Below are 25061 nucleotides of genomic sequence, written 5' to 3'. Positions count from 1 at the left end.
GGCAGCATCATCGTGTGATCATGCTGCCCTGTTTACAATGCGCGAGTCCAGAGATTCCGGACGGAATCTACTAAAGTCCGAAGGTCTCGGTTTCTTCGAAGGGACCAACCACGGTGATGGTGCGGGGCGCCGCTGCGAGTTCGCGGGCAAGTTCCTGAACGTCCTCCACCGTGACGGCTTTGATGCGGCCGAGGGTCTCGTCAATGTCCTGGAACTCACCGGACACCAGTTCCGCCCGGCCAAGCCGCGACATTCGCGAACCGGTGTCCTCGAGCGCGAGGACAATCCCGCCGCTGAGCTGACCTACAGCCTTCCGAAGCTCTTCGTCCGTGATGCCTTCCTTGGCGAGCTTATCCAGCTCGAGGCCCAGGAGTTCCAATACCTGGCGAACCTTGGAAGGCGTGCAACCGGCGTACATACCGAAGTATCCGGCGTCCGCATACGCTGCCGTGAACGAGTACGTGGAGTACACCAGGCCACGCTTTTCCCGAATTTCCTGGAACAGGCGGGAGGACATGCCACCACCCAAAACGGCGTTCAGTACGCTCATGACAAAACGGCGGTCATCCGTGGCAACGATCGTGGGGCAACCCACGATGATGTTGGCCTGCTCCACGGGACGCTTCACCACGTGCAGCCCTGATGTACCTGTGATGACTGCCCGGTCAGTACCCCGGCGCTCTACAGGCGCAGCACCATCATCAAGGTTCCACCCGGCAGCCTTGAGGGCATCAAGGACAAGCTGGCAGACGACGTCATGATCGAGGCCGCCGGCCGCGGTGATGACCAGTTCCTCCGGGCGGTAGTAACGCTGATAGTGCGCCCAGACTGAGTCCCTTGCCACGGCTTTGATGGCATCCGGGGTTCCACCGATTGGCCGCGCCAGCGGGTGATTGCCGAGGACGGCCGCTACGAATTTCTCGTGGGCTACATCCGTGGGGTCATCGCTGTCCATGGCGATTTCCTCAAGGATGACGTCGCGTTCCTGCTCCAATTCCGCAGGATCGAGCACCGCACCGGTGATCATGTCAGCGATGACATCAATGGCCATGGGAAGGTCCGTATCCAAGACCCGGGCGAAGTAGCAGGTGCTTTCCTTGGCGGTGGCCGCATTGGATTCGCCTCCTACCTCGTCAAAGGCGGAAGCGATCTCCAGGGCTGTGCGCCTCTTGGTGCCCTTGAACAGCAGGTGCTCAAGGAAGTGTGTGGAACCGTGCTGGCCGTCAGCTTCATCGCGTGAACCCACTGCCACCCAGAACCCGATGGTGGCCGAACGCTGACCGGGCATTGCCTCGGTCAGGACGCGCACGCCGCCGGGGAGGACGGAGCGCCGTACGACGGAACCGCCCTCGGCACCATGGATCAGTTCGCCGCCGGGAAGGGTTTGCTCCAGCGGCAAGGGTACGACAGTCATTAAGGCCTTTCAGGTTAAGGCCGGAAGGGCCGGTGGAGCTTTTTCAAGCCCACCGGCCCTGCCGGGTGTAATGCTTACAGACTACTCTGCGGACTCTTCAGCGGCCTCGGCCGGAGCGTCCTCGGAGGCTGCTCCTTCTTCCTCGGCAACTACCGGGGAGAGGGACAGCTTTCCGCGGTCGTCGATCTTGGTGATCTCGACCTGGACCTTCTGGCCAACGGAGACGACGTCATCAACGTTGTCCACGCGCTTGCCATTGGCCAGCTTGCGGAGCTCGGAGATGTGCAGCAGGCCGTCCTTGCCCGGGGTGAGGGAAACGAAAGCACCGAACGTGGTGGTCTTGACGACCGTACCCAAGTAGCGCTCACCGATTTCCGGCACCTGCGGGTTGGCGATGGCGTTGATGGCGGAACGGGCTGCATCTGCAGACGGACCGTTGGTGGCGCCAATGTAGACCGTGCCGTCATCTTCGATGGAGATGTCCGCGCCCGTGTCTTCCTGGATCTGGTTGATCATCTTGCCCTTGGGGCCGATGACCTCGCCGATCTTGTCCACGGGGATCTTGACGGCGATGACGCGCGGCGCGAACTCGGAGAGCTCGTCCGGGGTGTCGATCGCTGCGTTGATGACCTCGAGGATGTGGAGGCGGGCTTCGCGGGCCTGCTTCAGTGCTGCTGCCAGCACGGAAGCGGGAATGCCGTCGAGCTTGGTGTCCAGCTGGATGGCCGTGACGAACTCGGACGTACCGGCAACCTTGAAGTCCATGTCACCGAATGCGTCTTCGGCGCCGAGGATGTCGGTCAGGGCTGCGTAGCGGGTCTGGCCGTCAACCTGGTCGGAAACCAGGCCCATGGCGATACCGGCAACAGCTGCCTTCAGCGGCACACCTGCGTTGAGCATGGAGAGCGTCGAAGCACAGACCGAACCCATGGACGTCGAACCGTTGGAACCGAGGGCCTCGGATACCTGGCGGATGGCGTACGGGAACTCTTCACGGGTAGGCAGAACCGGTACCAGGGCGCGCTCAGCGAGGGCACCGTGGCCGATTTCGCGGCGCTTCGGGGAACCGACGCGGCCGGTTTCACCGGTGGAGTACGGCGGGAAGTTGTAGTTGTGCATGTAGCGCTTGCGCGTTACCGGCGACAACGAGTCGATCTGCTGCTCCATCTTGAGCATGTTCAGCGTGGTGACGCCCATGATCTGGGTTTCGCCGCGCTCGAAGATCGCGGAACCGTGAACGCGGGGCAGAACCTCTACCTCGGCGGTCAGCTGGCGGATGTCCGTCAGGCCACGGCCGTCGATGCGGACCTGGTCCTTGAGGATGCGCTGGCGCACAACGTGCTTGGTGACCGAGCGGAAAGCTGCGGACAGTTCCTTCTCGCGGCCTTCGAACTGGCCGGCAAGTGAGCCAAGGACCTCATCCTTGAGCTCGTCGGAGGCGTTGTCGCGGTCCTGCTTGTCAGCGATCTGGAAGACAGCAGCCAGCTTGTCAGCGGCAGCGGCTTCAACAGCGGCGTAGACATCGTCCTGGTAGTCCAGGAAGACAGGGAACTCAACCGTGGGCTTGGCAGCGCGGGCTGCCAGGTCTGCCTGTGCTTCGCAGAGTGCCTTGATGAACGGCTTGGCAGCCTCCAGGCCCTCGGAAACAACCTCTTCGGTAGGAGCGGTTGCGCCCTGTTCCTTGATGAGGTTCCAGGAGTTGTCCGTGGCTTCGGCCTCCACCATCATGATGGCGACGTCGTCACCGGCGATACGGCCGGCAACAACCATGTTGAACACGGCGTTCTCAAGCTGGGAGTGCTTGGGGAAGGCGACCCACTGTGAACCCTGTTCGTCGGCGATGAGGGCGACGCGGACGCCACCGATCGGGCCGGAGAACGGGAGACCGGAAAGCTGCGTGGACATCGAGGACGCGTTGATGGCGACGACGTCGTAGAGCTCATCCGGGTTGATGGCCAGAACTGTAACCACGATCTGAACCTCGTTGCGCAGGCCCTTCACGAAGGCGGGGCGCAGCGGGCGGTCCATCAGGCGGCAAGCCAGGATGGCTTCCGTGGAGGGGCGGCCTTCGCGGCGGAAGAACGAACCCGGGATACGGCCGGCAGCGTACATGCGCTCTTCGACATCAACCGTCAGCGGGAAGAAGTCGAAACCTTCGCGCGGCTGCTTGCCCGCGGTGGTTGCCGAGAGCAGTGCGGTGTCTTCGTCGATGTAGACCATCGAGGCGCCGGCTGCCTGCTTGGCAAGGCGGCCGGTTTCGAAGCGAATAACTCGCTTGCCGAAACGTCCGTTGTCGATAATGGCTTCGGAGAACTGGATTTCGGGACCCTCCATAGAGAGTCACCTCCGTTTCTGTTAGCGGAAGTCCGCCGCATCAACCCAGGCCTCTTCTTTATTCCTGGCCTGTACGACACCCGGTCATCGATCGAGATCCACGGGCTCATCGTCACAGATGGCTTCCCGGGAATCACTACCGAGGACCGCGAATGCGCGATGCGGTTGATTCCTGTTTTTAGTTGTTGGTAAAGAAGGCGGCCCGTTCCGATAAGGAGCGGGCCGCCCCTAAAGGCAGACTAGCGGCGCAGGCCGAGACGCTCGATGAGCGCACGGTAGCGGGCGATGTCAGTGTTCTTCAGGTAGGAAAGCATGCGCTTGCGACGACCAACCATGGCCAGCAGACCGCGCTGAGTGTGGAAGTCGTGCTTGTGCTCCTTCATGTGCTCAGTCAGATCCTTGATCCGCTGAGTCAGGACTGCAACCTGAACCTCAGGCGAACCGGTGTCGCCTTCAGAGGTTGCGTATTCCTTGATGATGGACTGCTTTACAGCGGCGTCAAGTGCCACGTGAACTCCTAGAGTTGTGCCGTGCCTCCCGGTGCAGCGCCTCGCTGACGGGTTGTCCTTGGTACGTTGCCGCACACAAAAACAGGTCCAGCCGCCACGGACTGCAGCCGGATCCACTCATCAGTTTACCGGCACGTCAGCGGTGTTGTCGAAATGCCCCTACTGCCGGGTCAACAGCTCATGGGCCTGGGCTACGTCCAGGCACATTTGTTCGACCAACGCTGCCGGCCCCCGGTAGGCCACCATGCCCCGGAGGCGCTGCGTGAATTCGACTGCAACGGTCTGCCCGTAGAGGTCAAAGTCTTCAACGTTCTCTTCAGGACGGTCAATCACGTGTGCCTCAACTTGTCGACTGACGCCATCGAACGTGGGGTTGGAGCCAACGGAGATGGCGGCGGGCCAGCGCGTGCCGGCCTGGTCGATCAGCCACCCCGCATAGATGCCGTCCGCCGGGACATAACCGGTGGAATCATGGGAAAGGTTGGCAGTCGGGAAACCAAGATCCCGGCCGCGGGCAGCACCGTGCACCACTTCCCCGCGCATGCGGTGGGGCCGGCCCAGTATTGCGGCAGCAGTAACCACGTCTCCTTCGGACAAGGCCTCCCTCACCCAAGTGGAGGAACAGCGGCGGTCGGTATCGCCGTCGTCGTGGACCGGAAAGCCTCCCGCGCCGTATTCGTTGACAACCTGCACCCCGAAACCGAGTTGATCACCCAGCTCCTGCATGGTGACTACGTCGCCGGCATTGCCGGCACCGAAGCGGAGGTCGTGCCCTACAACGAGGTGTGCGGCGTGAAGTCCGTCGAGAAGTACCTCCCGGACAAACTCCAGCGGGGTCATCGCAGCGAGGTCCAAGGTGTACTTCATCACCAGGACAGCATCCACGCCGGTATCGCCGAGGGCCTCAAGTTTGTCCTGAAGCCCCATGATGAGCTCCGGAGCAGAATCCGGCCTGTGGACCTGGGCGGGGTGGGGATCAAACGTCACGGCAACCGAGGGAATGTTGTGCCGCTTTGCCTTGTCGGTCAACTGCGACAGAACGTGCTGGTGGCCACGATGGACGCCGTCAAAGTTCCCGATGGTAACGACAGTAGGTCCGAAGTCCTTGGGGACTTCGGTGGGATCGTTCCAGATGTGGACCATCAACCTCGCCTTTTTACTGCAGATGTTCGTTCCGCCCCGGCAACCTCCCGGCGCCGGAACATTCTAAGGTTACCCGCTAGGGTGTTTGACTCAGGACGGCCGGCGTTTGTTGAGCCATAGAAGGCCAAGGACCGGCAGGACGAGCGGGACAAAGCCATAACCGCGGCCAAAGAGGGACCACACAGTGTCATGCGGGAAAGCAACAGGATCAAAGAGGCTGATCGCGCCAACCACCAGCACCCCCACGAGCTCAGTGAGCACGGCCGCCAAGGAAACCTTGAACCAGGTACGGCCCGGCTTTGCGAGCGAGATGGTGGCCACAATGTAAACGACGGCGGCGAACGCCGACAGGATGTGCGCCAACGGAGCTTCGGCGAATTTGGTGGCGATCTGGTAGCCGGCACGTGCCGTCGCGGACAACGCGAACACGGCGTAGACCGCGATCAGCAAGCGTCCGGGTCCTGTGTTCCGGGTGTCCTTCTGCCCGGCCTGCCGGTTCGCCGGATTGGTCTCGGTTCCAGTCACGTTGTGTTCTTCCTTCATGGTCAGTACCAGATCTGGTTCATGCGGGCAGCCATCACCAATGCGGTTATGCCCACCGCCGCAAGGACGAAGTTGCTCCAGCGGGTTCGTTCAAGGATGGCCCAATAGACGGCCCCCAGAGGAATCATCAGGGCAACAATGAGGTAGCCCCAGAACTCCCATGCTTCACCGGCCATCTGCTCACCCATGGCAACACGGACGATCGAGCCCACCAAATACACGACGAGTACAAGCTCGACGGCGAGCACGGAAAAGATGGTGGGGTCATTCGGGGCTTTCTTCATCAAGCCGGCCACGACGCACATGATCGTGGACACCAGTCCAACGATGAGGATGGCGTAGAAGTATCCGTCCATGCCTATTTTGCCTGCCCTGTTCCAGTTCCCGGAGCAAAGACCAGCACGGGTTTAGCGAAGCTGCCCGTGTCTGCCAGCAATGCCACGAGCTCCCCCGACGGCGCGAACGCGGCGGCAGGCTTATCGGCCGTGGCAGCGTCCGGCGTTCCTGCTCCCGGTCCGGCAGCGATGCGGCGGCCAAAAGATATCTCGGTGGTTTCTTCCTCGCTCAACTCCCGGTTGGGCATCAGCGAGCGTGCTGCCAAGGACATCTCCAAAACCTCGAGCTCTTCTGCCAGCTCCTCGAGCGTGCGCGCTTGATCGAGGGAGTACGGGCCAACCTGGGTCCTGCGCAGGGCTGTGAGGTGCCCACCGACGCCCAGGGCGTTGCCGAGGTCCCGGGCCAACGCCCTGATGTACGTGCCGGAAGAACACTCAACGGTGACGTCGACGTCAACTACCCTGCCGCCGTCGATCCTGGTGATGGAGTGGACATCGAAGCGGTGGATGGTGACCGGGCGAGCCGCGAGCTTGACCTCTTCGCCCGAGCGGACACGGGCGTAGGAGCGTTCGCCATTGACCTTGATGGCGCTGACGCTACTGGGAACCTGCTGGATGGGCCCGGTGAGCGCGGCAACCCCGACGGCAACGGCGTCATCAGTAATGTCCGCTGCGGTGCGGGCCTCCGTGACCTCGCCCTCGGCGTCGTCGGTGATGGTGGTTTCGCCCAGCCTGATAGTGGCGGTGTACGTCTTGGACGTGCCCACAATGTAGGTCAGCAGGCGCGTGGCCTTGTTGATGCCGAGCACCAGGACGCCGGTCGCCATGGGATCAAGCGTGCCCGCATGGCCCACTTTCCGGGTGCCGGCCAGCCGCCGCATCCGGCCAACCACATCATGGCTGGTCCATCCCTGCGGTTTGTCAACGATTACCAGTCCAGAAAGCACGCTTACCAGTATATGGGTGGCTAGGATGGCTCCCATGCCTGAGCTTGCCGCGCATGTCCGCGACGTCCCCGTGAACCAGATCCGTGAGATCACCGAAGCTGCGTGGTCCACCCCCGGCGCAATCGTCCTCAGCATCGGGGAGCCGGGCTTTGCCTTACCCCGGCACATCCTCGACGCCGGCATTGACTGCCTGGATCGGGATGAGACCAACTACACACCCAACGCCGGGATCCCCGCCCTCCGTGAAGCCTTTGCCGCCCGCTTCCGGGAACAGCAAAACGTGGATATCGGCGCGGATCGTGTGTACGTAGTGGACGGCGCCCAACAGGGACTGCACTTCGCCATGAGCCTCCTCCTCTCCCCCGGCGATGAGATTCTCATCCCCAACCCCGGCTACCCCACCTTCGCCATGACCAGCAGGTTGCTGCACGCCGTGCCGGTGCAGTATCCGCTATACCCGCAGAACGACTTCCAGCCGCGCATTGAGGACATCGAGGCCCTCATCACGCCAAGCACCCGGGTCCTTATGTTGAACTCCCCGTCCAATCCCTTGGGCGCCGTGTTCAGCGAAGAATCCACGCGCCAACTGGTGGAGCTTGCCGTTCGCCATGACCTTTGGATCATCTCCGACGAGTGCTATGAAGCCTTCACGTTCGATGTCCCCCATGTCAGCCCTGTGCGCTTCGACAGCGACATCCCCGGAGAAGCCCGGGTCTTCACTTCCCTGACACTGTCCAAGACCTACGGGCTAACAGGCCTTCGGATTGGAGCGTTGATCTGCCCGCCCGGGTTGGAGCCGAAGATGAACAACGTTATGGAGTCAATCGTGTCCTGCGTCGCGTCTCCTTCGCAGTACGCCGCCTTGGCCGCGCTGACAGGACCCCAGGACTATGTTTCCCAGGCTCGCGATCACTACCGGAGTAACCGGGACGCAGCCTCAGCTGTTTTGGCGAAGAAGGGAATTCCGTTCCTGGGCGCCCAAGGGGCGTTCTACCTTTGGGCCGACGTCTCGCATCTGAGCGGCGGGGATGTCAGGGCCTGGGTGCGGGCCTTCCTGGCTGAGTCCGGAGTGTCCTTCGCTCCCGGTACGGCATTCGGCTCGATCGGCGAGGGCTGGATCAGGATCGCCCTTTGTGGCGGTCAACAAGACCTGCTCGACGGCGTCAGCCGCCTCCCAGCCAAGGTCTAGTCGCGCTGTTTCTCAGTATCGGGCTCAGTAGCTCGTCCTGTGCGCGTGGCTCCGCCATGCCTCGAAGGGTTCATCTGAAGCGGCCAACTCGGCATGTTCCACGGGCAGCAGCTCCGGCCTGGTGCCTGCGAAGTACTCGTAGAACACAGCGTCGTCGAAGCCCGCCCTGGCCGCGCCGTGCCGGTCTGCCGCGAAATAGACATGTCCGATCCTGGCCCAGAGCGTGGCGGATAGGCACAGCGGGCATGGTTCACAGCTTGCGTAGAGAACGGATCCCGTGAGGTCGAACCTCTTGGTCGCAGCTGCGGCACGGCGGATTGCCACCACTTCGGCATGTGCTGTGGGATCGTGGTCCCGCGTGACCCGGTTGACTCCCTCATGGACGGTTCCGTCCGGGGCGACCACGACGGCGCCGAAAGGGCCGCCGCCGTCGGAAACGTTTTGCACGGCCAGCTTGATGGCCAGGTTCAGGTATTCATCACGTTGCTGAGCACTGTGCGGCGACATGCTCCCGATCATAGCGAGTTTGAGTACAGCAAATGCCCCTAAGAAGGCTTCTTAGGGGCATCAGTTGCTCAAAAACTAGCGGTTGGCGTCTTCGTCGAGTTCGTTATCGCCGGAGAGGTCAGTGTCCTCTTCGTCGAAGTCGTCCTCGTCAACGTCCTCCGGGGAGTCACCCTTGTAAGGGTCTGCCTCACCTGCGTGCTTGGCACTGGCAGCCAAAGCGGCTACCTCTGCGTCGCGACGCTTGGCTTCACGGAGGAGCTCCTCAAGGTTGGAGGCATTGACCGGAATCTGGTCAGCCACGAACTCGAGTGTCGGAGTGAGGCGAACAGTGATGTTGCGGCCGACTTCCTGGCGCAGCACACCCTTGGCCTTCTCCAGCGCCCTGGCAGCATCTGCCTGGGCTACATCGTCACCAAAAACGGTGTAATAGATGGTGGCGTGCTGAAGGTCGTTGGTGACGCGGGCGTCCGTGACCGTGATGGACTCGACGCGCGGATCCTTGACCCGGCGTCCGAGGGCCTCAGCGACGACGACCTTTATCCGCTGTGCCAGCTTGGCAGCGCGTGCGGGATCAGCCATGACTTCCTCCTGGTAAGTAGAAAAGGGGAAGGAACGGGTCCGCCGGGGCTACCCGACGGACCCGTTCCAAACGGAACCTAGCTACGCGGCTTTTCGCGCATTTCGAAGGTCTCGATGATGTCGCCTTCAGTGATGTCATTGAAGGAGCCAAGACCGATACCACACTCGAAGTCGGTGCGGACTTCGGTGGCGTCATCCTTGAAGCGCTTGAGCGTCTCAACGGTGAGGTTGTCACCGATGACCTTGCCGTCGCGGCTGACACGTGCCTTGGTGTTACGGCGGATGATGCCCGTGCGGACGATCGAGCCGGCGATGTTTCCGAACTTGGAAGAACGGAAGACTTCGCGAACCTCGGCAGTACCGAGCTGGACTTCTTCGTATTCCGGCTTGAGCATGCCCTTGAGGGCCATCTCGATGTCATCGATTGCTGCGTAGATAACCGAGTAGAAGCGCATGTCCACGCCTTCACGGTCAGCCAGTTCAGCAACACGCTCGGCCGGCTTGACGTTGAAGCCGATGATGATGGCGTTGTCCACCGTGGCGAGGTTGACGTCGTTCTGCGTGATGGCACCCACACCGCGGTGGATGACACGAAGCTGAACGTCGTCGTCTCCGACGTCGACCTTGAGCAAGGCGTCTTCGAGGGCTTCCACGGCACCGGACACGTCACCCTTGAGGATGAGGTTGAGGGTGTCGATCTTGCCTTCGGCAACGGCCTGGTCGAAGTCTTCCAGGCTGATGCGCTTGCGACGCTTGGCCAGTGCAGCGTTGCGGTCGGCAGCTTCACGCTTCTCAGCGATCTGGCGGGCCGTACGCTCGTCAGGGGTCACCAGGAAGGTGTCACCTGCGCGCGGCACGTTGGACAGGCCGAGGACCTGGACCGGGCGGGACGGCAGTGCGACATCGAGTGCCTCGCCGTTCTCGTCGAACATGGCGCGGACGCGGCCGTGAGCCGTACCGGCCACGATCGTGTCGCCCACTGCCAAGGTTCCGGACTGCACCAGGACGGTAGCAACGGCACCGCGGCCCTTGTCGAGGTTCGCTTCGATGGCAATGCCTCGAGCGTCCTTGTCCGGGTTGGCGCGCAGATCCAGTGCGGCATCGGCCGTCAGCAGGACGGCGTCGATCAGTTCATCGATGTTGAGGTTCTGGCGGGCAGAGACCTCAACGAACATGGTGTCGCCACCGTATTCTTCGGGAACCAGGCCGTACTCGGTCAGCTGGCCCTTGACCTTGTCAGGGTTGGCGCCTTCCTTGTCGATCTTGTTCACGGCGACGACGATCGGCACGTTTGCTGCCTGGGCGTGGTTGAGTGCTTCCACCGTCTGCGGCATAACGCCGTCGTCGGCTGCGACAACCAGGATCGCGATGTCGGTGACCTTGGCACCACGTGCACGCATGGCCGTGAAGGCCTCGTGACCGGGGGTGTCAATGAAGGTGATATCGCGGGCCGTGCCCTCGTGGACGTGGCTGATCTGGTAAGCACCAATGTGCTGGGTGATGCCACCATGCTCGCCGGCCACAACGTTCGAGTTGCGGATGGCATCCAACAGGCGGGTCTTACCGTGGTCAACGTGACCCATGACGGTGACAACCGGTGCGCGGGCCTCGAGGACGTCGTCGCCTTCGGCGTCGAGTTCGTCCTGGATGTTGATGTCGAACTGGTCCAGCAGCTCGCGTTCTTCATCCTCGGGGGAAACAACCTGGAGCTTGTAGCCGAGTTCGGCGCCAAGCAGGCCAAAGGTGTCTTCGTCCAAGGACTGCGTAGCCGTTGCCATCTCACCGAGGTGGAACAGAACGGTCACCAGCGATGCGGGGTTCGCGTCAATCTTTTCGGCAAAGTCCGTGATGGACGAGCCACGACGCAGGCGGATGATGGTCTCGCCATCACCGCGGGGTACTGATACGCCGCCCAGTGACGGAGCACTCATCTGCTCCAGTTCCTGGCGCTTCGCACGCTTCGACTTGCGCTGCTTGCCACGACCGGCGCCGCCCTTGCCGAAGGCACCCTGGGTACCACCGCGACCGCGGCCACCCTTGCCGAAGCCACCGCCGGCGGGAGCTCCGCCACCAGTGCCTGCACCAGGTGCGCCACCGGGACGACCGGGTCCGCCACCGGGACGGCCTGCGCCACCCGGACGGCCTGCGCCACCGGGAGCCGGACGCTCAGTGCGGTTGGGCATCATGCCCGGGGTAGGACGGTTTCCGGCACCCGGACCGCCGGCGGGACGCGGAGCGCCCGGACGGGGTGCTCCGGGACGCGGAGCGCCCGGACGGGGTCCACCGGTACCTGCTGCGGGACGGGGGCCGCCTGCGCCAGCCGCGGGACGCGGACCACCGGGGCGTTCGCCATCGTTGCGGCGTTCGCCCCGGGGCATGCCCTGGGACGGTGCAAACGGGTTGTTACCCGGACGCGGCGGACGGTCTCCGTCGCCACCACGGCCCCTGGGCATGCCCTGGGACGTAGCAAACGGGTTGTTGCCCGGACGGGGTCCGCCGGGACGCGGAGCCTGGCCACCTTGACGTGCCGGAGCCGGAGTCTCTGCCTTGGGAGCAGGACGGGCGCCGGGCTTGGCCGAAACCGGGGTGGATGCGGCAGGAGCCGCAGGGGCTGCCGGCGCGGGTGCTGCCGGTGTAGTGGCGGCCGGAGCTGCCGGAGCGGGGGCTGCAGGTGCCGGGGCCGGAGCCTTCGGCGCTGCAGGACCCGGTGCCGGAGCTGCCGGACGGGATGCTGCGGGAGCTTTGGGGGCTGCAGCGGGCGCGGCGGCTTTGGCAGCGCCGGCACCCGGGTAGGCGTCGCGAAGCTTCTTCACGACGGGGGCCTCAATTGTTGAAGAGGCGGAGCGAACGAATTCGCCCAATTCCTGCAGTTTGGTTACTGCATCTTTGGAAGTAATACCGAGCTCTTTGGCGAGCTCATGTACGCGGACCTTGGCCACATTTCTCCTGTCTCGGTCCGCACCGAGCCAGGCACGAACCGTCTACTTCTTACTGCGGGCCTTCGCCGCTTGCGCGATTGAAAGGCCCATTGCAGAGCGCAACAAAGTTGTCATCGTTACGCACTCATCGCTGGGAACTCATCGGGTTTCCATCAGTTTTCTGACCCGCTTTCAGGTTTGGACGGTTTTCCTGCGGCGGCCTGGGCCTCCACAAGTGGCGTACCGGACATCAGGTATCTCTCTACGGCGCGTGTATCAGATGCACCCGCAAGGGCCCTTCCGAAAGCTCGCCGCTTGATCGCCAATGCCAAGCACTTTTCGCTGGGGTGCAGCCACGCACCCCTGCCGGCCATCCGGCGTCGTTCATCCACCAGGACGGCGGACGAACCGCTGCCTTGGGCGACTAGCCGGACAAGCTCGGACCGGGAGCCTTGCTTCCGGCATCCGATGCACGTGCGAACAGGCCCGTGGCCATGTTCAAGCAGTTCAGCCACGACGTGTCCAACCTGCCTTACGCTACTGGCACCCGACGGGCCCCGGTCCTGCGCATGCAGCTGAGGCACGCCAAAGCGCGCGGATACCGGACGTAAGCCCGGTTCCATCTAGTCTAGCCCCCCGGCCCCGGTCTCCCGAAACCAAGTAAGCCACCAGCGCGGCGCAGAACCGGCGGCACGGCCGCCTGTTGAACCGTTAGTCCGTCTTGGCCGGAGCCGCGTCCGAGACGATATCAATGCGCCAGCCCGTCAGCTTGGCTGCGAGCCGGGCGTTCTGGCCTTCCTTCCCGATCGCCAGTGAAAGCTGGTAATCAGGCACAACCACGCGGGCGGAGCGGGTGGCTTCGTCCGTGATAGTGACGGAATTCACTCGCGACGGCGACAACGAGTTGGCAATGAAGGTCGCGGGGTCATCGCTGAAGTCCACGATGTCGATCTTCTCGTCATTCAGTTCGGTCATGACAGCCCGGACACGGGAACCCATTTCACCGATGCAGGCACCCTTGGCGTTGACGCCGGGAGTGTTTGCCTTCACTGCAATCTTGGTGCGGTGACCGGCTTCGCGGGCCAGGGCCACGATCTCCACGGAGTGGTCCGCAATTTCCGGAACTTCCATTTCGAACAGCTTCCGGACCAGGCCGGGGTGCGAGCGGGACAACGTGATGGATGGTCCCTTGGCCCCGCGGTGTACATCCACCACGAAGGCACGCAAGCGGCTTCCATGGAGGTACTTCTCACCCGGAACCTGCTCGGGCGGCGGCAGCAACGCTTCCACAGCTCCCAGATTGACCTGAATCATGTGCGGGTTGTTGCCCTGCTGAATCATGCCGGCTACAAGCTCGCCTTCACGGCCCTTGAACTCGCCCAGCACGTTATCGTCTTCCACGTCGCGAAGGCGCTGCAGGATGATCTGGCGCGCAGTGCTTGCGGCGATGCGGCCGAAACCGGCCGGGGTGTCCTCGAACTCGCCGATGGGCTCGCCGTCGTCGTCGATTTCCGTCGCCCAGATAGTCACGTGACCGCTCTTGCGGTCCAGTTCAGCGCGGGCCTTTTCGAAGGCGCCGGGCGTTTTGTGGTACGCCACCAACAGCGCCTGCTCGATGGTGGGAATCAGGAGATCCAGCGGGATTTCACGCTCACGCTCCAGGAGTCTCAGTGCGCTCATGTCAATATCCATTAGGCCTCCTCGGAAGGTCCATTGTGCTCGTCTTCCAGCGCAGCCTCGTGGAGGTGGCTGAATTCAATCTCGACTTTTCCTTGGCGGATCCTGTCGAAAGGAATAGTGATGGGTTCGCCCTGCTTGGGCTTCATGCCCTTTTTGACCTCATGCTCGGGGATGAGCGTCACGGCATCATCCCCAACCGATGCGATACGGCCCAGGAGGTTATCCCCTTGGATGACGTTGACCCTGACCATGCGGCCGCGGGCGCGATGCCAGTGACGCGGCTCTGTCAGGGGACGGCCTACTCCCGGGGAAGAAACCTCAAGGTCGTACGGACGGCCGTCGTCATGGGGATCGTTGTCCAGAATATCGGACAAGCCGCGGGAGACTTCCGCGATGGCGTCAAGGCTGACGCCCCCGGTCTCTTCCTGCGGAAGGTCCACGACGACGTGGACCGTGCGGTGTGAACCGGCAACGTGGATGGAAACATCCTCGAGGTAGAGCCTGCTGGCAAGGACAGCCGGTTCAAGCAGCGCCCTAAGCCTGCTCTCTTCCGGGTTGTGGATGGTGGCCGCTGAGTTCGATTCAGAACGGTCTGTTGAAGTCGTGGCTTCCGAGTCACTCACGTTGCCCGCCGCCTCCCTTTAGATGTTGTTGTGACTACTAGCCTAACGATTTTCCCGGGAACATGGTGCACGGACTTCCCTGCCCACGTGACACCATGGTCTGTTGTGAACGGGCAGACAAGCGAAAAAAGACGAACACCACCCTGGGGCCGGGTTTTGCTGGTTGCCGTGGTGGCGCTGCTTGTTGCGGGCACCGGAATGGTACTTATTCCGCGTGATTCCGGCACTCCCCCGGCGGTTCCCTTCTCCGAAAAGGCCCGCGTCGTGGCGCTGGAGGACACGCTCCTGCTGCGGGAATCGGCCGCCATGCTGGCGGACATGCCGGCTCCTGATACCGGAACTTCCACGCTCGGCAACGCTGTGACTTTGCTGACAACCCATGCGCAGGCCTTGCAGGGCCCTCACGCCGCTGCACCGCGCGCCACGTCATCCGGCAGTTCGGCCATTGCTGATCAGGACAGTGCAGCCACACCAACCAGCCGCACCTCTTTCCTGGCCGGGTTGGCCGGCAGCGGCCGGAAGCGACTCGACGACGCCCGCGAGGCCGACGGCGGGATCGCCCGCCTGCTCGCCGCCGTCGGAACCGCGCAACTGCTTCAGGCGGAAAGGCTGGCTGCGAAGTGGCAGCTACCGATTCCACAGCAGCCAACAGCAGCAGGCACCAAAGCTCCTGCGGCAACGCCCCTTGCGGCCTCCTGTCCGTCAGCCAGCCCCACCCCGGAGTCGACCTCCGCCACTACCGACACCGCCCTGGCTGCGGTGGTTCGCTCGCAGCAGGAAGCGATCTACGTTTACCAGGTGGCGCTGAAGCGGCTGGACGCTTCGAACTCGGCGGCTGCTGCCAAGTACTTGCAAATGCACGAGGTACTGCTCCAGCAGGCAGAATCGCTGACCAGCGCCAACTGCGCGGACGCACCTCCAGGCGAGGCGGGCTACCAGCTGCCGGAACAATTCGCCCAAGACCCGGCCGCTTTCCTGGGTTCCGTTGAACTTGCTTCCCTGCCTCGCCTCGGTGACCTGGTTGCCCTGACTACGGACGAGACCCGGACGTGGGCCGTTGACGGCCTCCTGGCCGCTGCCCGGAGGAGCGCTGCCTGGGGCGCGCCCCTGCCTGCGTTGCCGGGACTCATGCTCGACGCCGGCGAGCTGCCTTCCCTGCCCACGCCCACCACTACACCCACTTCCTCTTCCAATGGCGGATAGGCCAGCCTAGCCATGCTGGTCAGGGCGGACTGCCAGTGCTTGGCTTGATGCATGGCTTCCACAGAAACTGCCACCACACACGAGAACGAACCTCACCGGGACGATCTGGCCCACCGGTTGAACTGGTTGCGGGCAGGAGTCCTGGGTGCCAATGACGGCATCGTGTCCGTCGCCGCGATTGTGGTGGGTGTAGCAGGCGCCACGACCAGCACTGGCAGCATCCTCGCCGCAGGCACGGCCGGCTTGGTGGGTGGCGCCATCTCCATGGCTTTGGGTGAATACGTGTCAGTCAGCAGCCAAAGCGACACCCAAAAAGCGTTGATCGAAAAAGAAAAACGAGAACTGGCGGAGCAACCGGAGGATGAACTCGAAGAGCTGGCCGCGATCTACGAGGCCAAAGGGCTCAGCACCAAGACAGCCCGGGCCGTTGCGCAGGAACTGACCGAACACGACGCGTTGGCCGCCCACCTCTCGGCCGAGCTGAATATCAATGAGGACGACATCGTCAGTCCCTGGAACGCAGCCCTGGCTTCTGCCGTGGCATTCACCTTGGGAGCGGTGCTACCTCTGCTGGCCATCCTGCTTCCTCCCCCGGAGTTGCGGGTGCCTTTGACGTTCATCGCAGTTCTCCTGGCCTTGGCAATCACCGGCGCCGTTGGTGCTTGGATAGGCAGCGCTTCCCGCTTCCGCGCGGCAGTCCGGGTAGTGCTAGGCGGTGCTTTGGCGCTGGCCGCTACATACTCGATCGGAACCCTGTTGGGCGCCAGCGGCGTTTTCTAGGAGGCTCGCGTTGACTCGGAGTTAGGCTGTTGGCGTGAGCCTTCACGCGATGATTCCCATTCCGGGCGACCTCCACGCCCGGTACAACCGCGACTCCGCGGGCAGGGATTGGCTGGCCAGCCTCCCGGGGCTTATCGCGGCTGCTTTGGACCGCTGGCAGCTATCAGTGGACCTGGCGCCAGGCACTGAGCCTTGGAACGGTCACGGAGCCTTGGTGGTGCCTGTTCTTCAGAGCGGCGCACCCGCAGCACTGAAGATCGCTTTCCCCCATGAAGAAGCTCTGGTGGAGCGCCACGCGCTGGCGCTTTGGAATGGCCGCGGCGCGGTTCGCCTCCTGGCGTCCGACGACGCAAGTTGCTCCATGTTGCTTGAACGTCTGGACGCCTCACGCTGGCTCCAGGACGCCCCGTTGGACGAAGCCAGGGACGTATGGGGCACCATCATGCGCGAGCTCTCGATCCAGCCCGATGACCGACTTGAGTGGCGGGCTTTCGACCATGTTGCGGCAACCGCCGAGCGGTGGAGCGATGAGCTCCCTGCAGAATGGGAGCGTCTTGACCGCCCCTTCCCGAGGTGGCTCCTTGAAGCGGCACTGGAGGTGTGCCAGACGCGTGGAGCCGTGGGTCGCCGTTCCGGCACGGATGTCCTGGTGCACACTGACCTTCACTTCATGAATATCCTTGCCACCACAACTGCCGAAAGACTTTCCCTCCGCGGAGATTACCTGGCCATAGATCCCCAACCACAGATAGGCGAAGCGGAGTTCGCCGTCGCCCCCATCCTGTGGAACCGCATCCACGACCTTCCGCGGACCGACCCGGAGGCCGGGTTGCTGGAGCGGTGCCATGACTTCAGCCAAGCGGCTGGATTGGACCCTGAGGTTGCCCGGCAATGGAGCATCGCCCGAGAGGTGCAAAACGCTCTGTGGTATGCCGCCAAGCGTTCTGTACCTCACGGCGGTGACCTTGCCCGCTCCCTATGGGTCGCCAGCACCCTCGCCGGCAGCACACTGGACACCTTGCCATCGGCCCATGATCTCCCCGATCCCGGCGAAGCGGCCTGATCCCAAGGTCCTGCCATCCGCAGCGCTGCTACGCTGCGAAGTTCTCATTCCAGACGTCCATGCCAAGTTTGATGATCAGCGCCGCCACCACCACCAGGAAAACGAGGCGCACGAACTTACTTCCCTTCGCAACGGCGGTCCTGGCCCCGAGATAGCCCCCCGCCATGTTTGCCAGGCCCAGGACCAGTCCCACGCCCCAGAGCAATGAGCCGTGCGGGAGGAAGAAGATCAAGGCTCCGGCATTGGTTGCCATGTTGACGATTTTCGCTTTGGCGCTGGCCTCGAGGAAGGCGTAGCCCATCGCCGAAACGAGGGCAATCACCAGGAACGATCCAGTACCGGGGCCGATCAGGCCGTCATAAAAGCCGATGACGCCGCCAATAAGGCAGGCCACCACGTAATGCTTATGGCCATCGTGGCGGAGCGCTGTCAGTTCACCGGCGCCGGGACGCAAGGCCGTGAAAACAGCGACGGCGATCAGCGCCACCACAATGATCGGTTTGAAGACGCTGGCCGGAAGAGACGCAGCAAGGATGGCCCCACCGAAGCTCCCGGCGAGTGCGATGACCGCCATGGGAATCGCGGTCTTGAGATCCGGGCCGACGCGGCGATAGTAGGTGACCGCGCTTGTGGTGGTCCCGAAGATGGAGCCCATCTTGTTCGTGGCCAAGGCCTGGACCGGCGTGATGCCGGGGACCAGCAGCAGGGCGGGGAGCTGAATCAGTCCCCCGCCCCCAACTACGGCGTCAACCCAGCCTGCCGCGAATCCGGCCACCACAATGAGGATGAGTGTGGTGAGCTGGATCGATTCGAAGCCGGAAATCACCGGGTTCGTACAGCGTTGACCACGTAATCCACGGCTTTGTCCACCGAAATGTTCTCGGCTTCGCCGCTGCGGCGGTCCTTGATTTCAACCACACCGTCTACCAGCCCGCGGCCAACGGCCAGGATGGTGGGCACACCTACGAGTTCGGCGTCACCGAACTTCACGCCGGGAGATACCTTCGGGCGGTCGTCGAAAATGACGTCCAAGCCGGCAGCTTCGAGCTCAGCCGAGAGCCTTTCAGCGGTATCGAAGATCTCATCGCCACGGCCGACTGCCACGACATGCACATCTGCCGGAGCCACGGAGCGCGGCCACACGAGGCCGCGGTCGTCATGGTTTGCTTCGGCCAGCGCCGCGACAGCACGCGTCACGCCAACGCCGTAGGAGCCCATGGTGACAACCTGCTGCTTGCCGTTCTGATCCAGGACCTTCAGGTCCAGGGCCTCGGCATACTTACGACCGAGCTGGAAGATGTGGCCCATTTCGATGCCACGCGCGGTTTCCAGCGGTCCGGAACCGTCCGGGGCGGGATCGCCCGCGCGCACGTCAGTGCTCTCAATGACGCCGTCCCATGTGAAGTCGCGGCCGGCGACCAACCCGAAGACGTGCTTGCCGTCAGCGTTGGCACCGGTCACCCAGCTGGTGCCGGAGACAACGCGGGGATCCACAAGGAAGAGCACCTTGGAGGACCCTTCAAGGCCAAGGACGGGTTCGTCGAGGGACAGTCCCGGTCCGATGTAGCCCTTGACCAGCCACGGCAGCTTCTTGAGGTCCTCTTCGTTGGCAGCCTCGAGGCCGATTTCACCGGCGATGGGCAGGTGGGATCCGATGTTGGCTTCCACGCGCTTGAGGTCTACGCCACGGTCGCCAGGAACGCCAATAACCACGATCTGGCGCTCACCCGTGGGCAGCGTGACGGCAAGAACAACATTCTTTAGCGTGTCAGCGGCAGTCCAGGCACCGCCGTCGGCCTCGCTTCGGGGAGCGAGCTGGTTGGCGGCGTCCACCAGAGTATCGATGGTGGGGGTGTTCGGGGTGTCCAGGACCTCAGCCGCCGGAGCGTTGGTGAAGTCGATATCGTCCGGAACCACAGTGGTCACGGCTTCAACGTTGGCGTAGTAGCCGCCGGCCGAGCGTACGAACGTGTCCTCGCCGATCTCGGTGGGGAACAGGAATTCCTCGCTCTTGGAGCCACCCATGGCACCAGCGGTGGCGGCAACAGGAATGACTTCCAGGCCCAGGCGCGCAAAGATCTTCAGGTAAGCACCGCGGTGGGCGGCGTAGCTTGCGTCCAAGCCGGCGTCGTCAACGTCGAAGGAGTAGGAGTCCTTCATGATGAACTCGCGGCCACGGAGGAGTCCTGCCCGCGGACGTGCTTCATCGCGGTACTTGTTCTGGATCTGGTAGAGGCTCAGCGGCAGGTCCTTGTACGAGGAGTACAGATCCTTGACCAAGAGCGTGAACATTTCCTCGTGCGTGGGGGCAAGGAGGTAGTCCGCGCCCTTGCGGTCCTGGAGGCGGAACAGGCCTTCGCCGTATTCGGTCCAACGGTTGGTGGCCTCATAGGGCTCGCGGGGAAGCAGCGCAGGGAAGTGGACTTCCTGGGCACCAATGGCGGACATCTCCTGGCGGATGATCTCCTCCACCTTCCGCAGGACGCTCAGCCCCAGCGGCAGCCACGTGTAGATACCGGGTGCAGCGCGGCGGATGTAGCCGGCGCGCACCAGGAGCTTGTGGCTTGCGACCTCGGCGTCGACGGGATCTTCACGCAGGGTGCGCAGGAACAGCTGGGAAAGGCGAAGGACCACGGGTACGTATCCGTTTCTATGGCAGATGTGGCAAAAACAACTGCCTACTAATCTACCGGCTGACGGCGGGGCCGCTTGAACCGGGCCGCATGACGTTCGGGCAGCCTGAACACAGAAGAGCCACGCCGTCGCGTTTGGAAGCCCCTGGCCGCAACCGGCTGGTCATCCTGCGATGGCGTGGCTCAGCGGCCGGCCGGCCGCAGACTCTGTCCTGGGACTAGATCGCCGTTCCCTCCAGCGGAACGGGATCGCCTGCGGCTGGGAGGTATTGGTCACTGCCGAAAACACGGATGGCGCGGCCGCCAATGGCGCCCTTCAAGGTCTTGGTCATGATTCCCCCTGTACCACCCGCACCCCAACGACACGGCTTGGGAAGAACCTATGTGATAGCAGACACATTTTCAAGGACTGCCTTCTCTGGCGGGCCCCTTGACCTGCATCTTCGCTGGATCTAACTTTAATTCATCAGTTGGTGAATTAATGGAGCCATCGGAGGCCCTCATGACACCCGCACCATCGGCCGTCGAGGCTACCGGACTTCATGTCGCCCGTTCACGCACCAAGATCCTGCGAGGCCTGGACTTCACGGTTGACGCCGGTCGCATCACCGGGCTTCTGGGCCCTTCCGGCAGCGGCAAAACGACGCTCATGAGGGCAATCGTCGGCGTCCAGCGAATCACTCGGGGAACCGTTACCGTCCTCGGCCAGCCGGCAGGCAGCGCACCGCTCAGGCACGACGTCGGATACGTCACCCAAGGCGCGAGCGTTTATGGAGACCTCAGCGTCGAAGCGAACGTCCGGTATTTCGGAGCCATGCACGGCGCAACGGCGGCTGACGCCGCGGAGGCAATTGCCGCCGTCGGGCTTCAGGAGTTTGCCCGCCAGAAGGCGGCGGACCTGTCCGGCGGGCAATTCAGCCGGGTGTCCCTTGCTTGTGCGCTGGTGGGCCATCCGCGGCTCCTGATCCTGGACGAGCCCACTGTGGGGCTGGATCCCGTCCTCCGTGCCGAGTTGTGGGAGCGTTTCGCCGCCAAGGCTGCTGGCGGAACCACCCTGCTGGTGTCCAGCCACGTCATGGAGGAAGCATCCCACTGCTCGTCACTGCTGCTGCTGCGCGATGGCCTGCTCCTGGCGCAACTGACTCCCGCAGAGCTGGCCGAACGCGGCAGGAGCGACGATCTTGAGCGGGCGTTTCTGACCATCATCAAAGCCGCCGATCGTGGCCAGGAAGAGAGCCAGGTGACCCCGTGAATCTCCGCATGACATTTGCCACCGCCACCCGGGTCCTGCGACAACTGAGGCACGACCACCGGAGCGTCGCACTGATCCTCGTGGTCCCGGCGCTGCTCCTGACGGCCGTCTATTTCCTCTTCGAGAACGAAACCCTTCCACCAGGGTTCCCCCGCACCTTCGATCGCGTGGGCCTGATGATGTTGGCGATCTTCCCCTTCGTGGTCATGTTCCTGGTCACGTCCATCACCATGCTTAGGGAACGCACCTCCGGGACCCTCGAACGCCTTCTGACCACCCCAATCCACAAGGCGGACCTGCTGTTCGGCTATGCCGTGGCCTTCTCCATCATGGCCGCCCTGCAGTCCTTGGTGGCGACAGCGGTGGCTTACTGGATTTTCGATCTGGACATCAAAGGAAGTCCCGGCCTGGTGGTGATGATCGCTGTCATCAACGCCGTCCTGGGCGTCGCATTGGGGTTGTTGTGTTCAGCGTTCGCCCGCACCGAGTTCCAAGCCGTGCAGTTCATGCCCGTGGTGGTGGTGCCCCAGATCCTGTTGTGCGGCTTGTTCGTGGCCCGGGACGATATGAACGAGGTCCTGGAAGCGATCGCCGGTGTTTTGCCGCTCACGTTCTCCGTGGATGCCCTAAAGGAGATCGCCGGAAATGCCGACGCCACGTCGGTAATGTGGCAAGACGCCCTGATCATGGGCGGGATTGTTGTTGGAGTCCTGGTCCTGGCATCACTAACGCTTCGGCGGCAAACCCGATGAGCCTCCCGCAGGCGCGTCGGGGCCGCCGAAGTGCAGGAGATCATTCGCGGGAAGCCATCCTCGCAGCTGCACGGAAACTGTTCGCTGAACAGGGATTCGAAGGAACGAGCCTGCGGCAAGTAGCCCGCGAGTCATCGGTGGATCCGGCCATGGTCCACCACTTTTTCGGGGGCAAGGACGAGCTTTTTGCCGCCAGCGTGGAACTGCCCGCGGACCCGGCCGAGGTTCTTGCCGGCGTCGAAACCCTGGACCCGGCCGTAAGGGCGGAAGCGATTGTCCGGGCAGTGCTGCGGCTGTGGGAAAGCCCGGCCCAGCATGGCCTGGTTGCCTTTGTCCGGGGAACCATCGGCTCCAAGGCCAAGACGGCACTCATGCGCGAAATGGTGAACCGCACCATACTGTCCAGGATCATGGCGGGGCTGCCCGGTTCGCCCGAAGAAGTACGCGTGCGCGGCAATCTTGTGGCCACGCAAGTTGTGGGACTCATGCTGGTCCGCTACGTGATCCGGCTCGAGCCCCTGGCCTCGGCGGATCAGGAAGACGTGGTCCGCTTCGTCGCACCAAACATCCAGCGCTACCTCACAGGAGACCTTGACTCGTCCAAGTAGCTGTCAGTTGTGTCTAGAACAGGACCGTCGCGAAGGTGCCCACTTGTTCGAAGCCGACGCGCTCATACGTGGCGCGGGCTTTGGCGTTGTAGTCATTCACGTAGAGGCTCGTCACCGGGGCGAAGGTTCGGGAGAGATTCACGACGGCGGCCATGTAGCCACCGCTTTGGCCGCGGCCCCGCAATTCGGGGTTCATCCACACGCCTTGAACCTGAGTGACGTCCCGCGTGACTGCACCCAACTCGGCTTTGAAGACCACTGTGCCGTTGGCATCGATGTGGACCAAGGAATGGCCCTCACGAATAAGGCCTGCGACGCGCCTGCTGTAGAACTCCTGCCCTCCCAGGAAAGGCGAGTAGCCAACTTCTTCTTCGAACATGGCTGCGCAGGCGGGCAGGATGCGATCGAAGTCCGCCATGGTTCCGAAGGTCAGGGCAGGGTTGGCGCCGATAACCGGTGGGCTGGAAATGGTGAGTAGCGGTTGCTGGGAGCGAACTTCGTGGGCACCGTGACCCAATTGCTCGAACCGCGCATAGAGGGCCAAGACAGTTTCCGCCGGACCAAAAATGGACGCGTAGCGGCGGCCTGTTTCGTGTGCCGCGCCGGCCACATATCCCGCCAAGCCGGGGTCGAGTTGCACAGGGACCAGGTTGGCTCCCGCCCAACACGCGCCAAGGAGAGTTTCGCCGTCGAAGACTCCGAAAATACTGGCGCCGCCGCTGGTGGGCGCCGCTGTTCCGGTGCTTTCCAAGTGGGCGAGGATGAAAACGTTGGCTACCACGTCTTCCCTGGCCAGGGCGCGAAGAGCCAGGGTGTCGGCACTGCCGAGCACCCTGACTCCCAAGCCGTTCTCGTTACGAGACGCTAACCACGGGGCTACCCTTGACAGCATCTTCGCCATCGGCCTCCCCCATCTCTTCGGCGATGCGCATGGCCTCTTCGATCAGTGTCTCAACAATTTCGCTCTCAGGCACAGTCTTGATGACTTCGCCCTTCACGAAAATCTGGCCCTTGCCGTTTCCGGAGGCCACACCGAGGTCCGCTTCACGGGCCTCACCGGGTCCGTTGACGACGCAACCCATGACGGCTACGCGCAACGGGATCTCCATGCCTTCCAAACCTGCGGTTACCTGCTCGGCCAGCGTGTACACGTCCACCTGCGCGCGACCACAGGACGGGCAGGAGACGATTTCGAGCTTGCGCGGGCGAAGGTTCAGGGATTGCAGGATCTGGTTGCCCACCTTGATTTCCTCCACTGGCGGAGCGGAGAGGGAAACACGGATGGTGTCGCCAATGCCGCGGGACAGGAGGGCACCGAAAGCGGTTGCCGACTTGATTGTGCCCTGGAATGCCGGTCCGGCCTCGGTCACGCCAAGGTGCAAGGGCCAGTCGCCCTTCTCGGCCAACATCTCGTACGCGGCCACCATGATCACAGGATCGTTGTGCTTAACGGAGATCTTGAAGTCATGGAAACCGTGCTCTTCGAACAGCGAGGCTTCCCAGACTGCGGACTCAACAAGTGCCTCCGGGGTGGCCTTGCCGTACTTCTTCATGATCCCGGGTTCAAGGGAGCCCGCGTTAACGCCGATCCGAATGGATGTTCCATGGTCACGCGCGGCTGCAGCGATTTCTTTGACCTGGTCATCGAACTTGCGGATATTGCCAGGGTTAACGCGAACCGCCGCACATCCGGCTTCGATTGCGGCGAATACGTACTTCGGCTGGAAGTGGATATCCGCAATCACGGGAATCTGGGACTTGCGGGCAATGATCGGCAAAGCCTCGGCATCGTCGGCTGACGGGCAGGCAACACGCACAATGTCGCAGCCTGAAGCCGTCAGCTCAGCAATCTGCTGCAGCGTGGCGTTGATATCCGTGGTGGGCGTGGTGGTCATGGACTGCACGCTGATGGGCGAGTCAGAACCGACGCCAACGGACCCTACCTTGATCTGCCGCGTCTTACGGCGCGGGGCAAGAACGGGCGGTGGGGCTGCTGGCATTCCCAGGCTGACCGAGGTCACGTGGACTCCTTGGGTTGGGGTGGATCGT

General features: G+C 63.0%; 24 protein-coding genes. 7 read left to right on the top strand and 17 right to left on the bottom strand.

What is annotated here, in order from left to right:
- Positions 1 to 70 precede the first annotated feature (70 nt).
- The 7 genes from ACNAOT_RS07990 to truB form a co-directional block, all read right to left on the bottom strand.
- On the bottom strand, positions 71 to 1414 hold the full coding sequence (locus tag ACNAOT_RS07990) for a M16 family metallopeptidase (RefSeq protein ID WP_420180662.1): 1344 nt from the start codon (positions 1412 to 1414) through the stop codon (positions 71 to 73).
- 81 nt (positions 1415 to 1495) lie between these two features.
- Positions 1496 to 3748, bottom strand: a complete 2253-nt coding sequence (locus tag ACNAOT_RS07985) for a polyribonucleotide nucleotidyltransferase (protein WP_017198029.1) — start codon at positions 3746 to 3748, stop codon at positions 1496 to 1498.
- Between the two features lie 239 nt (positions 3749 to 3987).
- Positions 3988 to 4257, bottom strand: coding sequence for a 30S ribosomal protein S15 (gene rpsO / locus ACNAOT_RS07980; protein WP_017198030.1), 270 nt, complete (start codon positions 4255 to 4257; stop codon positions 3988 to 3990).
- A gap of 159 nt (positions 4258 to 4416) precedes the next feature.
- Positions 4417 to 5400, bottom strand: coding sequence for a bifunctional riboflavin kinase/FAD synthetase (locus ACNAOT_RS07975; RefSeq protein ID WP_420180661.1), 984 nt, complete (start codon positions 5398 to 5400; stop codon positions 4417 to 4419).
- 90 nt (positions 5401 to 5490) lie between these two features.
- Positions 5491 to 5943, bottom strand: coding sequence for a hypothetical protein (locus ACNAOT_RS07970; protein ID WP_420180660.1), 453 nt, complete (start codon positions 5941 to 5943; stop codon positions 5491 to 5493).
- Between the two features lie 2 nt (positions 5944 to 5945).
- The gene (locus tag ACNAOT_RS07965) at positions 5946 to 6299 is read right to left on the bottom strand and encodes a hypothetical protein (RefSeq protein ID WP_091466448.1); all 354 of its coding nucleotides are present in this window, start codon (positions 6297 to 6299) and stop codon (positions 5946 to 5948) included.
- A gap of 2 nt (positions 6300 to 6301) precedes the next feature.
- Complete coding sequence (gene truB / locus ACNAOT_RS07960) at positions 6302 to 7225, bottom strand: tRNA pseudouridine(55) synthase TruB (RefSeq protein ID WP_420180659.1); 924 nt, start codon at positions 7223 to 7225, stop codon at positions 6302 to 6304.
- A gap of 34 nt (positions 7226 to 7259) precedes the next feature.
- On the opposite strand from truB, the gene ACNAOT_RS07955 reads away from it, so the two are divergent.
- Complete coding sequence (locus tag ACNAOT_RS07955) at positions 7260 to 8414, top strand: pyridoxal phosphate-dependent aminotransferase (RefSeq protein ID WP_420180658.1); 1155 nt, start codon at positions 7260 to 7262, stop codon at positions 8412 to 8414.
- A 24-nt stretch (positions 8415 to 8438) separates the two neighbouring features.
- Here ACNAOT_RS07955 and ACNAOT_RS07950 read toward each other — a convergent pair whose 3' ends face one another.
- The 6 genes from ACNAOT_RS07950 to rimP all read right to left on the bottom strand — a co-directional run bounded on the left by ACNAOT_RS07950 (position 8439) and on the right by rimP (position 14721).
- Positions 8439 to 8921, bottom strand: a complete 483-nt coding sequence (locus ACNAOT_RS07950; RefSeq protein WP_420180657.1) for a nucleoside deaminase — start codon at positions 8919 to 8921, stop codon at positions 8439 to 8441.
- A gap of 75 nt (positions 8922 to 8996) precedes the next feature.
- Positions 8997 to 9500, bottom strand: coding sequence for a 30S ribosome-binding factor RbfA (gene rbfA, locus ACNAOT_RS07945; RefSeq protein ID WP_091466440.1), 504 nt, complete (start codon positions 9498 to 9500; stop codon positions 8997 to 8999).
- 77 nt (positions 9501 to 9577) lie between these two features.
- Positions 9578 to 12439, bottom strand: a complete 2862-nt coding sequence (infB, locus tag ACNAOT_RS07940; RefSeq protein ID WP_420180656.1) for a translation initiation factor IF-2 — start codon at positions 12437 to 12439, stop codon at positions 9578 to 9580.
- A 152-nt stretch (positions 12440 to 12591) separates the two neighbouring features.
- Positions 12592 to 13041, bottom strand: a complete 450-nt coding sequence (locus ACNAOT_RS07935; RefSeq protein WP_420180655.1) for a YlxR family protein — start codon at positions 13039 to 13041, stop codon at positions 12592 to 12594.
- Positions 13042 to 13129: 88 nt separating this feature from the next.
- Positions 13130 to 14110: a transcription termination factor NusA gene (gene nusA, locus ACNAOT_RS07930; RefSeq protein ID WP_091466435.1), complete on the bottom strand. Its 981-nt coding sequence runs from the start codon at positions 14108 to 14110 to the stop codon at positions 13130 to 13132.
- A complete protein-coding gene (gene rimP / locus ACNAOT_RS07925; protein ID WP_178996349.1) occupies positions 14110 to 14721 on the bottom strand; it encodes a ribosome maturation factor RimP in 612 nt (203 codons plus the stop codon). The genes nusA and rimP overlap by 1 nt, the downstream gene beginning before the upstream one ends.
- Before the next feature lie 30 nt (positions 14722 to 14751).
- Between rimP and ACNAOT_RS07920 the strand changes: the two genes are divergently transcribed.
- From ACNAOT_RS07920 to ACNAOT_RS07910, 3 genes are read left to right on the top strand one after another with little or no spacing between them, the layout of a single operon-like run.
- Positions 14752 to 15924, top strand: a complete 1173-nt coding sequence (locus ACNAOT_RS07920) for a DUF4439 domain-containing protein (RefSeq protein ID WP_420180654.1) — start codon at positions 14752 to 14754, stop codon at positions 15922 to 15924.
- Between the two features lie 51 nt (positions 15925 to 15975).
- Positions 15976 to 16704: a VIT1/CCC1 transporter family protein gene (locus tag ACNAOT_RS07915; protein ID WP_420180653.1), complete on the top strand. Its 729-nt coding sequence runs from the start codon at positions 15976 to 15978 to the stop codon at positions 16702 to 16704.
- A gap of 49 nt (positions 16705 to 16753) precedes the next feature.
- A complete protein-coding gene (locus ACNAOT_RS07910) occupies positions 16754 to 17767 on the top strand; it encodes an aminoglycoside phosphotransferase family protein (RefSeq protein WP_414698813.1) in 1014 nt (337 codons plus the stop codon).
- Between the two features lie 28 nt (positions 17768 to 17795).
- Here ACNAOT_RS07910 and ACNAOT_RS07905 read toward each other — a convergent pair whose 3' ends face one another.
- Entirely contained in the window at positions 17796 to 18593 is a 798-nt protein-coding gene (locus ACNAOT_RS07905; RefSeq protein ID WP_091466426.1) for a sulfite exporter TauE/SafE family protein, read from the bottom strand.
- Positions 18590 to 20401 (bottom strand): proline--tRNA ligase, encoded by a 1812-nt coding sequence (locus tag ACNAOT_RS07900; RefSeq protein WP_420180652.1) that lies wholly within the window; start codon positions 20399 to 20401, stop codon positions 18590 to 18592. Before ACNAOT_RS07900 ends, ACNAOT_RS07905 begins: the two co-directional genes overlap by 4 nt.
- 501 nt (positions 20402 to 20902) lie before the next feature.
- Here ACNAOT_RS07900 and ACNAOT_RS07895 point away from each other — a divergent pair.
- From ACNAOT_RS07895 to ACNAOT_RS07885, 3 genes are read left to right on the top strand one after another with little or no spacing between them, the layout of a single operon-like run.
- Positions 20903 to 21652, top strand: coding sequence for an ABC transporter ATP-binding protein (locus ACNAOT_RS07895; RefSeq protein ID WP_420180651.1), 750 nt, complete (start codon positions 20903 to 20905; stop codon positions 21650 to 21652).
- A gap of 8 nt (positions 21653 to 21660) precedes the next feature.
- Positions 21661 to 22404: an ABC transporter permease gene (locus ACNAOT_RS07890; protein ID WP_091466422.1), complete on the top strand. Its 744-nt coding sequence runs from the start codon at positions 21661 to 21663 to the stop codon at positions 22402 to 22404.
- A complete protein-coding gene (locus ACNAOT_RS07885; protein ID WP_091466420.1) occupies positions 22401 to 23012 on the top strand; it encodes a TetR/AcrR family transcriptional regulator in 612 nt (203 codons plus the stop codon). The genes ACNAOT_RS07890 and ACNAOT_RS07885 overlap by 4 nt, the downstream gene beginning before the upstream one ends.
- A 13-nt stretch (positions 23013 to 23025) precedes the next feature.
- On the opposite strand, the gene ACNAOT_RS07880 is transcribed toward ACNAOT_RS07885, so the two are convergent.
- Positions 23026 to 23904 (bottom strand): GNAT family N-acetyltransferase, encoded by an 879-nt coding sequence (locus ACNAOT_RS07880; protein WP_420181138.1) that lies wholly within the window; start codon positions 23902 to 23904, stop codon positions 23026 to 23028.
- Positions 23867 to 25033 (bottom strand): flavodoxin-dependent (E)-4-hydroxy-3-methylbut-2-enyl-diphosphate synthase, encoded by a 1167-nt coding sequence (ispG, locus tag ACNAOT_RS07875; RefSeq protein WP_011774258.1) that lies wholly within the window; start codon positions 25031 to 25033, stop codon positions 23867 to 23869. Before ispG ends, ACNAOT_RS07880 begins: the two co-directional genes overlap by 38 nt.
- Positions 25034 to 25061 lie beyond the last annotated feature (28 nt).

This window comes from Paenarthrobacter sp. TA1.8, assembly GCF_048595705.1.
Lineage (GTDB): Bacteria > Actinomycetota > Actinomycetes > Actinomycetales > Micrococcaceae > Arthrobacter > Arthrobacter nitroguajacolicus.
The sequence above is the reverse complement of the archived record's forward strand: the minus strand, read 5'-3'. Positions and strand labels throughout refer to the sequence as shown.